Consider the following 10,697-nt stretch of genomic DNA (forward strand, 5'->3'; position numbering starts at 1 on the left):
AGGGTGGTGAGTTCGTGGTGGAGTTCGGTGGCGCCGGGGGCGTCGGGTCCGCGGCGGCTGACGAGGAGGAGTCGTTTGACGCCGTGGGTGGTGACAAGGTGGCGGGCGAGGAGTTTGCCGAGTTCCCCGGTCGCGCCGGTCACGAGGACGTAGTCGTCCGGCGTGAACCCGGGTCGCTCCTCCGACAGGGTGTCGTTCGCGACCGGCTTGCGCGGGGCGAGCCGCGGCGCCAGGGCCGCGCCCGCCCGCAGGGCGAGTTGCGGCTCCTCCGAGACCAGCGCGGTCGGCAGCGCGGCCGCCGAAGCCGGGTCGTCGTCCACGTCCAGCAGCGCGAAGCGGTCCGGAGCCTCGATCTGGGCGGAACGGACCAGACCCCACACCGTCGCCGCGGCGGGATCGGACACGTCCGGGCCGGCCGCACCGTGCGTCACCAGGGTCAGCCGCGCGTCGGCCCGCCCGGCGTCGGCCAGCCAGGCCTGGACGAACGCCAGCGCGCGCTCGGCCGCCGCATGCGGCTCGGCGCCGGCGGCCGGGAAGTCCACGACCGCGTCACCGGCCGGCAGGGCCGCCAGCCGCTCCGGGTCGGTGGCGTACACCGGTGCGGAGGCGTCCGCCTCCGGCAGGGCGACGGCCGTCCAGTCGATCTCGTACAGCGGGATCCGCGGGCCGGCCGCCGGCGCCAACTGCTCCGGCGACACCGGCCGGACGCTCAGCCGGCCGACGTGCGCGAGCGGCGCGCCCGAGGCGTCGGCGATCGCCACCTCGAACGCCTCGGGACCGCTGGGCGCCAACCGCACCCGGGCCGCCGACGCGCCGACCGCGAACACCGATACGTCCGCCCAGGCGAAGGGGAGCAGCGGACGCTCGCCGCCCTCCCCCTCGTCCACGGTGAACCCGAGCGCGTGCAGGGACGAGTCGAGCAGCGCGGGGTGGATGCCGAAACCGGAGACCTCGGTGTCCTTCTCCAACTCGACCTCCGCGTAGACGGCGTCGGCGGTGCGCCAGGCGGCGGTCAGGCCCTGGAACACCGGGCCGTAGCTGAGCCCCAGATCGGCCAGCCGCTCGTAGAAGCCGTCGACGTCGACCGCCTCGGCACCGGCCGGCGGCCAGGCGGAGAGGTCCACCGGGGACGCCGGCGCCTCGGCGAGCACGCCGTCGGCGTGCCGCGTCCACGGCACCTCCTCGCCGCGCGCACCGGCCGGCCGCGAGTGCACCCCGACCGGCCGGAGGCCGCTGTCGTCGGGTGCGCCCACGTGGACCTGCAGTTCGACGGCGCCGCTCTCCGGCAGCGCGACCGGCGCGGCGAGGGTCAGTTCCTCGATGCGACCGGCGCCGGCCAGCTCGGCGGCATGCAGCACGACGTCGACGAGCGCGGACCCGGGGAGCAGCGCTGTCCCGAGCACCGTGTGGTCCGCCAGCCAGGGGTGGGTGCGCAGCGAGATGCGGCCGGAGAACACCACGCCCTGGTCGGCGGCCAGCTCGACCTTCGAGCCGAGCAGTGCGTGCTCGACGGCGGCGGTACCGGGGGCGGTGGCCTCGGTGGGCTGGAGCCAGTAGCTCTGGTGTTGGAAGGGGTAGGTGGGGAGGTTGGTGTGGGTGCCGGTGGTGGGCCAGGTGGCGGGGTGGCCGTGGGTGTGGGCGGTGGCGACGGCGGCCAGGGCGGTGTGCGCCTCGGGGCGGTTCGGCACGAGGACCGCTGCTGTGGCCGCGTCGGGGTGGGTGGTGCGGGTGAGGGTGGTGAGGGTGGCGTCGGGGCCGAGTTCCACGTACGTGGTGACGCCGTTGTCGTGGAGGGTGGTGAGGGCGTCGTGGAAGCGGACGGATTCGCGCAACTGGCGTGTCCAGTAGGAGGGTTCGGTGAGTTCGTCGGTGATTTCGCCGGTGTGGGTGGAGACGATGGGGGTGGTGGGCTTGTGGTAGGTCAACGACTCGGCGATGGAGGTGAATTCGTCGAGGATCGGGTCCATGTGGTGGGAGTGGAAGGCGTGGCGGGTGTTGAGGATCTTGGCCTTGCGGCCCTGCTCCTTCCACTGCGTGGCGAGTGCGTGCACGGCGTCGACGTCTCCGGCCACGACCACCGCGTCGGCGGAGTTGATGGCGGCGATGGTGAGCCCGTCGCCGAGGTGCGGGAGGACGTCGGCCTCGACGCCCTGGAGGGTGGCCATCGCGCCTTCGCCGGTGCTGTGCATGAGGTGGGCGCGGGCGTTGACGAGCTTCGCGGCGTCGGCGAGCGACAGGACGCCGGCGCAGTGGGCGGCGGTGATCTCGCCGATCGAGTGTCCGGCGAGGTAGTCGGGGGTGAGTTCGTGGTGCTCCAGGAGGCGGAACAGGGCCGTCTCCAGGGCGAACAGGGCGGGCTGGGTGTGGAGTGTGGTGTCGAGCAGCCCGTCGGGGTTGGTGGCGATGATCTGGCGCAGTTCGGGGTCGAAGTGGCTGAGTGCCTCGTCGTAGGCGGCGGCGAAGGCGGGGAAGGTGGTGTACAACTCCTCGCCCATGGCGACCCGCTGGGATCCCTGGCCGGTGAAGAGGTAGGCGAGCTTGCCGGGGTGGCCGGCCCGGCCGGTCGCGATGCCGGTGTGTGTGGCGCCGTCGGCGAAGGCGCGTAGGGCCTCGGCGCGATCGCCCGGTAGGACCACGGCGCGGTGCTCGAACAGCGACCGGCCGGTGGTCAGCGAGTGCGCGACGTCGGCCTCGCTCACGTCCGGGTGCTCGGTGAGCCAGTCGAGCAGCTGCCGGGTCTGGTCGCGCAGCGCGGGCTCCGACTTCGCCGACAGCGGCCAGACGACGGGCAGTTCGGGCCCGTCCTGTTCGACCTCGGTGGACGCTCCGGCCGGCGGCTCCTCCAGGATGACGTGTGCGTTGGTCCCGCTCACGCCGAACGACGAGACGGCCGCCCGGCGGGGGTGGTCGGAGTCGTCCCACGGCCGCGCCTCGGTCAGCAGCTCGACCGCGCCTGCCGTCCAATCGACGTGCGGGGAAGGCTCGTTGACGTGCAGGGTCTTCGGCAGGACGCCGTGCTGCATCGCCATGACCATCTTGATGATCCCGGCGACGCCGGCCGCGGCCTGGGTGTGGCCCAGGTTGGACTTCAACGAGCCGAGCCAGAGCGGCCGTTCGGCATCGCGCTCGCGGCCGTAGGTGGCGAGCAGGGCCTGCGCCTCGATCGGGTCGCCCAGGGTGGTTCCCGTACCGTGGCCCTCGACGACGTCGACCTCCGCGCTGCTCAGTCCGGCGTTGGCGAGCGCGGCGCGGATGACGCGTTGCTGGGAGGGGCCGTTGGGGGCGGTGAGGCCGTTGCTGGCGCCGTCCTGGTTGATCGCCGAGCCGCGGACGACGGCGAGTACCTGGTGTCCGTTGCGGCGGGCGTCCGAGAGGCGTTCGACGAGGAGCAGGCCGACGCCTTCGCTCCAGCCGGTGCCGTCGGCGTCGGCGGAGAAGGCCTTGCAGCGTCCGTCGGGGGCGAGGCCGCGTTGGCGGCTGAACTCGATGAACGTCGTCGGGGTGGCCATCACCGTCGCGCCGCCGGCGAGCGCGAGGTCGCACTCGCCGTTGCGCAGTGCCTGCGCGGCGAGGTGCAGGGCGACGAGCGAGGATGAGCAGGCCGTGTCGACGGTGACGGCCGGGCCCTCGAAGCCGAAGGTGTACGACACCCGACCCGAGGCGATGCTCGGCGCGCTGCCCGTCCCGATGAACCCCTCGAAACCGCGCGGGGCGTGGTCGACCAGCCGGGCGCCGTAGTCGTTGTACATGATGCCGGTGAACACGCCGGTCTGACTGCCGCGCAGGGCTGCCGGGTCGAGACCGGCTCGCTCGAACACCTCCCACGCGGTCTCCAGCAGCAGGCGCTGCTGCGGGTCGGTGGCGAGCGCCTCGCGCGGCGAGATTCCGAAGAAGTCGGCGTCGAACAGGTCGGCGTCGTGCAGGAAGCCGCCCTCGGCCGTGTAGGAGGTGCCGAGGTGCTCGGGGTCGGGGTGGACCAGGTCCTCCGACCAGCCGCGGTCGAGGGGGAAGGGCGAGACGGCGTCGACGCCGTCGGCGACCAGCCGCCACAGGTCCTGGGGGGAGCGCACACCGCCCGGGTAGCGGCAGGCCATACCGACGATCACGATCGGCTCGTCGTCCGCCGCCACCGGGCGGGTGGCGACCGTACCGGCGCCCGCCGTGGCGGACGCGCCGAGCAGTTCGTCGCGCAGGTAGCCGGCCAGGGCGACCGGGGTCGGGTAGTCGAAGACGAGCGTCGCCGGGAGCCGCAGACCGCTCATTCCGGCGAGCCGGTTGCGGAAGTCGACGGCGGTCAGGGAGTCGAAGCCCAGGTCGGTGAACTGCCGGTCCACCGGAACGGACCCCGCGCCGTCGTGGCCGAGTACGGTCGCCACCGCGGAGCACACGGTCTCCAGCAGGAGGGCCTCGCGCTCGCCGTTCGGCAGCGCGGTGATCCGCTGGGCGAGGGAGCCGCTGTCGGAGGCCGGGGCCGCCGCGGCGCGGCGCAGACCCGAGCGGACCAGGCCGCGCAGGGCCACCGGCACCTCGTCGGCGTTGCGCAGCGCGGCGAGGTCGAGCCGCGCCGGGACGACGAGGGCGCGGTCGACGCCGAGTGCGTCGTCGAACAGGGCCAGGCCCTGCTCGACCGTCATCGGGGTGATGCCGCCCCGGCCGAGGCGGGCGCGGTCGCGGTCGGTGAGCTGCGCGGTCATGCCGTCGCCGGTGTCCCAGAAGCCCCAGGGCAGCGAGAGGGTGGGACGGCCGAGCGCCCGGCGGTGCGCGGCGAGGGCGTCGAGGAACGCGTTGGCGGCGGTGTAGTTGCCCTGCCCGGGGCTGCCGAGGGTGGCGGCGATCGACGAGAAGAACACCAACGCGGTTTCGGGGGAGGTGAGTTCCTGCAGGTGCCAGGACGCGTCCACCTTCGGGCGCAGGACGTCGGCCAGCCGCTCCGGGGTCAGCGAGGCGATCACCCCGTCGTCCAGCACACCCGCTACGTGCACGACCGCGGCGAGCGGCCGGTCCAGGGAGTCCAGCAGGGCGGCGAGCGCGGCGCGGTCCGCTGCGTCGCAGGCCGCGACGGTCACTTCGGCGCCGAGCGCGGTCAGTTCGGCCAGCAACCCACCTGCGCCCTCGGCGTCGGCGCCGCGCCGGCTGGTGAGCACCAGATCGCGCACGCCGTGTGAGGTGACCAGGTGCCGGGCCAGTTCGGCGCCGAGGGTGCCGGTGCCACCGGTGATCAACACGGTGCCGTCCGGGCCGAGCGCGAGGGGGACGGTCGGCGCGTCGTCGGCCGCCGGCAACACCCGGACGAGTCGAGGTACGAGCACGTCACCTGCACGGATCGCCAGTTGAGGCTCGCCGGTCGCGAGGGCGGCCGGGACGGCGGCCGCGGACGCCGGGTCCGCGTCCAGGTCGATCAGCACGAACCGGTCCGGGTTCTCCGTCTCGGCGCTGCGGACCAGGCCCCAGACGGTCGAGGACGCGGGGTCCTGGACGTCGTCGGTGGGCACGGCCCGGTGCGTGACCAGGGCGAGGCGCGACTGGGTGAACCGCTCGTCCGCCAGCCAGGCCTGGACGACGGCCAGCGTCCGCCCGGCCATCGCGTGGGCCGCGGCCACGGTGTCGGCGTCGGTGTCGGCGTCGGTGTCGGCGGTGGAAAGATCGATCAGCACCACCGGCGCCGGTTCCAGCGTGGCCAGGTCCTCCGGGCCGGTGATCGACACCGCGTCGACGACTGCCTCGGTCACGGCCTGCACGGGCACCCAGTCCACGCCGTACAGCGGGCGCGCGGCCGTCGGCGCGGCCGTCCGCGACATGGCGCGCAGCGTCAGCCCCTCGGCGGTCAGCACGGGCGCGCCCTCGGCGTCGACCAGCGTCAGCCGCACGGTGGTGGCGTCGACGGGCGTCAGCCGCACGCGGGCGGCGACCGCACCCCGCGCGTGCAGAACGACCCCGGTCCAGGCGAACGGCAGCCGCACCTGGTCGTCCTCGCTCTCCAGCACGCCGAGACCGAGCGAGTGCATCGCCGCGTCCAGCAGAGCCGGGTGCAGCCCGAACAGCTCGGCCGCCTCGAACTGTGCCTCCGGAAGCTCGACCTCCGCGTAGACGTCGTCGCCGTCCCGCCAGCCGGCCCGCAGGCCCTGGAACGCCTCCCCGTACCGGAAGCCCGCGTCGGCGAGTCGCTCGTACAGCCCGTCGGTGTCGACGGGTGCGGCCTTCTCCGGGGGCCAGGTGGTGCCGAGCGGCACCGCGTCCCGGGACGCCGGGCCCGGCGCGGTGAACGTGAGGGTGCCGGAAGCGTGCCGGACCCACTCGGTGTCCTCGCCGGCCGCGCGCGAGTGCACCCGTACGGTCCGCCGTCCGATGCCGTCCGGCGCACCGACGCTCAACTGCAGCCGTACGGAGCCCTGGTCGGGGAGTGCCAGCGGGGTCTCGATGGTCAGCTCGTCGACGGTGTCGTATCCGACCTGCCCGGCGGCGTGGAGCGCCAGCTCCACGAACGCCGCGCCCGGCAGCAGCGCCGTCCCGAGCACCTCGTGGTCGGCCAGCCACGGGTGGCTGCGCAGCGAGATTTGCCCGGTGAGCAGCAGTCCATCGTCCTCGGCCACCGTGATGGAGACCCCGAGCAGCGGGTGCTCGGCCCGGTCGAGGCCCAGCTCGGCGACCTTGGCGGCGCCGGTGGACGGCTGGAGCCAGTAGGTCTGGTGTTGGAAGGGGTAGGTGGGGAGGTTGGTGTGGGTGCCGGTGGTGGTGAAGCGGGCCGGGTGGCCGTGGGTGTGGGCGGTGGTGAGGGCGGTGAGGGTGGTGTGTGCTTCGGGGTGGTTGGGGGTGAGGGTGGCGGTTGCGGTGGCGTCGGGGTGGGTGGTGCGGGTGAGGGTGGTGAGGGTGGCGTCGGGGCCGAGTTCGAGGTAGGTGGTGACGCCGTTGTCGTGGAGGGTGGTGAGGGCGTCGTGGAAGCGGACGGCTTCGCGCAACTGGCGTGTCCAGTAGGAGGGTTCGGTGAGCTCCTGGGCCAATTCGCCGGTCAGTGTGGAGATGATCGGACGTGTGGGCTCGTGGTAGGTCAACGACTCGGCGACGGCGCGGAATTCGTCGAGGATCGGGTCCATGTGGTGGGAGTGGAAGGCGTGGTGGGTGTTGAGGATCTTGGCTTTGCGGCCCTGTTCCTTCCACTGCGTGGCGAGGGCGTGTACGGCGTTGACGTCTCCGGCGATCACTACCGCGTCGGCGGAGTTGATGGCGGCGATGGTGAGGGCGTCGGTGAGGTGGGGGAGGACGTCGGTCTCGATGCCCTGGAGGGTGGCCATGGCGCCTTGGTCGGTGCTGTGCATGAGGTGGGCGCGGGCGTTGACGAGCTTCGCGGCGTCGGTGAGGGAGAGGACGCCGGCGCAGTGGGCGGCGGTGATCTCGCCGATCGAGTGTCCGGCGAGGTAGTCGGGGGTGAGGCCGTGGTGCTCCAGGAGGCGGAAGAGGGCCGTCTCCAGGGCGAACAGGGCGGGTTGGGTGTGGAGTGTGGTGTCGAGCAGCCCGTCGGGGTTCGACGCGATGATCTGGCGCAGTTCGGGGTCGAAGTGGCTGAGTGCCTCGTCGTAGGCGGCGGCGAAGACGGGGAAGGTGGTGTACAACTCCTCGCCCATGCCGACTCGCTGGGATCCCTGGCCGGTGAACAGGTAGGCGAGCTTGCCGGGGTGGCCGGCCCGGCCGGTCACGATGCCGGTGTGCGTGGCGCCGTCGGCGAAGGCGCGTAGGGCCTCGGCGCGGTCGCCCGGTAGGACCACGGCTCGGTGTTCGAACAGCGACCGGCCGGTGGTCAGCGCGTGCGCGACGTCCGTCTCGGTCGCGTCCGGGTGCTCGGTGAGAAAGCCCAGGAGCCGGCGGGCCTGAGCGCGCAGCGCGGGCTCCGACTTCGCCGACAGCGGCCAGACGACGGGCAGTTCAGGCCCGTCCTGCTCGACCTCGGTGGACGCTCCGGCCGGTGGCTCTTCCAGGATCACGTGTGCGTTGGTCCCGCTCACGCCGAAGGACGAGACCGCCGCCCGACGCGGGTGGTCGCCCTCCTCCCAAGGGCGGCCCTCCGTCAGCAGCTCGACCGCACCCGTCGACCAGTCCACGACCGGGGTCGGCCGTTCCACGTGCAGCGTCTTCGGCAGCTCGCGGTGCTGCATCGCCATGACCATCTTGATGATCCCGGCGACGCCGGCCGCGGCCTGGGCGTGGCCGATGTTGGACTTCAACGAGCCGAGCCACAGCGGCCGTTCGGCCGGACGCCCCTGCCCGTAGGTGGCGAGCAGGGCCTGCGCCTCGATCGGGTCGCCCAAGCGTGTGCCGGTGCCGTGCGCCTCGATGACGTCGACCTCGGCCGCCGTCAACCGCGCATTGGCCAACGCGGCGCGGATGACGCGCTGCTGCGCGGGACCGTTCGGGGCGGTGAGGCCGTTGCTGGCGCCGTCCTGGTTGATCGCCGAGCCGCGGACGACGGCGAGCACACGGTGGCCGTTGCGCTGCGCGTCCGACAGGCGTTCGACGAGGAGCAGGCCGACGCCTTCGCTCCAGCCGGTGCCGTCGGCGTCGGCGGAGAAGGCCTTGCAGCGTCCGTCGGGGGCGAGGCCGCGCTGGCGGCTGAACTCGATGAATCCGCCCGGCGTCGCCATCACGGCCGCACCGCCGACGAGGGCCATCGTGCAGTCACCCTGCCGCAGGGACTGGGCGGCGAGGTGCAGGGCGACCAGCGAGGACGAGCACGCCGTCTCGACGGAGACAGCGGGCCCCTCGAAGCCGAAGGTGTAGGAGATGCGGCCCGACGCGACACTCGACATGTTGCCGGTCAGCAGGTGGCCCTCGAAGGCCTCCGGTGCGTTGTCGAGCTGCCCGCGGTAGTCGTTGTGGCCGATGCCGGTGAACACGCCGATCGCGTCGCCGCGCAGCGTGGCCGGGTCGAGGCCGGCCCGCTCGAAGGTCTCCCACGCGGTCTCCAGCAGCAGGCGCTGCTGTGGGTCGGTGGCGGTCGCCTCGCGCGGCGAGATGCCGAAGAAGTCGGCGTCGAACTGCTCCGCGTCGTACAGGAAGCCGCCTTGCACCGAGTACGTTCGGCCGGCCTTCGACGGGTCCGGGTCGTACAGCGCGGTGGTGTCCCAGCCGCGGTTGTCGGGGAAGTCGCCGATCGCGTCGACACCGTCCGCGACCAGCCGCCACAGGTCCTCGGGGGAGCGCACCCCGCCCGGGTAACGGCAGGCCATGGCGATGATGGCGAGCGGCTCGTCCGCCGCGCCCCGGGGCGCCGTCCGGACGGCGGGGGCGCCTGCCTGCAGGCCCAGTACCTCCTGGCGGAGCGCCTCGGCGAGTACGGCCGGGGTGGGGTGGTCGAAGATCAGGGTCGCCGGGAGCGGCTTGCCCACTGCCTTGGACAGGCGGTTCCGAATCTCCACACCCATGATGGAGTCGATGCCGAACTCCTTGAACGCCCTTTCGGCGTCGACACTTTCGGGCGTGGCGTGGCCCAGGACCGTGGCCACGTGGGCACGGATCAGATCGAGCAGGAAGGTGTTCTGCTCGGCCGCGCCGCCCAGGCCGGCCAGGCGGGTCGCGAACTCGGACCCGATGGCCCGCTCGGGTGCGGCCGCCACGGGCCGGGACGGCGCGCGCCGGGTGGTCGGCGTGGCGCCGCCGGCGAGCAGATCGCGTAGCTCGGCGAGGCGGGCGGCGGACATGGCGCGGGCCACCAGGTTCTCCACCGACACCACCGGCGCACCGGCGGGGTCGACCGCGAGCAGCCGGACGCCGTTGCCGGTCGGCGTCAGCCGGACCCGGAGGGCGGCGGCGCCGGACGCGTGGAGGGTGACCCCCGTCCACGCGAACGGCATCCGGACCTCCGCGCCGTCGGCGGTCAGCGCCAGCGGGTGCAGGGCCGCGTCGAAGAGCGCCGGGTGAATGCCGAAGCCGGTGCGGTCCACCGCCTCCGGGAGAACCAGCTCGGCGAACAGCTCGTCGCCGTCCTGCCACACCGAGGTGACGGCACGGAACGCCGGCCCGTACTGCACACTGGCGCTCTCCAGTCGCTCGTACAGCTCGGCCACGGGGACCGCGCTCGCTCCGGCGGGCGGCCAGTCGGCGCTCAGGGGCTCGGCGTCGGCGTCGGTGAGGGCGGTGCTCAGCGCGCCGGTGGCGTTGCGGGTCCAGGCGGACTCGCTCGCCTCGGAGCGGGAGTGGATGGTGAGCGGACGCCGGCCGTCGTCGTCGGGCGCGCCGACGGCGATCTGCAGCTGGACCGCTGCGGCCTCGCCGAGCGCCAGCGGGGTCTCCAGCGTCAGTTCCTCGATGCGGTTCAGCCCCACGAGGTCGCCGGCGTGCACCGCCAGCTCCACCAGGGCGGTGGCCGGGAGCAGGGCGGCCCCGGCCACCAGGTGATCGGCCGGCCACGGGTGGGTGTCCAGGGACAGCCGGCCGGTGAGCAGCAGTGCGTCGCTCTCCGCCACGCTCGTGACCGCGCCCAGCAGTGGGTGTGCGGACCCGGTGAGGCCCAGTCCCGCCGGATCGCCGTCGGCCCGGGCCGGGACCTCGTCCAGCCAGTAGGTGTGGTGTTGGAAGGGGTAGGTGGGGAGGGTGGGGGTGGTGTCTGCTGCTGTGGTTGTGGTGGGGGTGAGTCCGTGGGTGTGGGTGTGGGCGAGGGCGTGGGGGAAGTGGTGGCCGTGGTGGCGTCGGAGGGTGGGGTGGATGGT

1 protein-coding gene is annotated in these 10,697 nt (G+C 73.5%); it reads right to left on the reverse strand.

Translation table 11 applies throughout. From position 1 onward, the window contains the following. The coding region (locus ACFVYI_RS41720) for an SDR family NAD(P)-dependent oxidoreductase (protein ID WP_387895199.1) at positions 1–10,697 on the reverse strand (10,697 nt) is incomplete at both ends.

Origin of the sequence: Kitasatospora sp. NPDC058218, assembly GCF_042882445.1 — a bacterium.
Lineage (GTDB): Bacteria > Actinomycetota > Actinomycetes > Streptomycetales > Streptomycetaceae > Kitasatospora.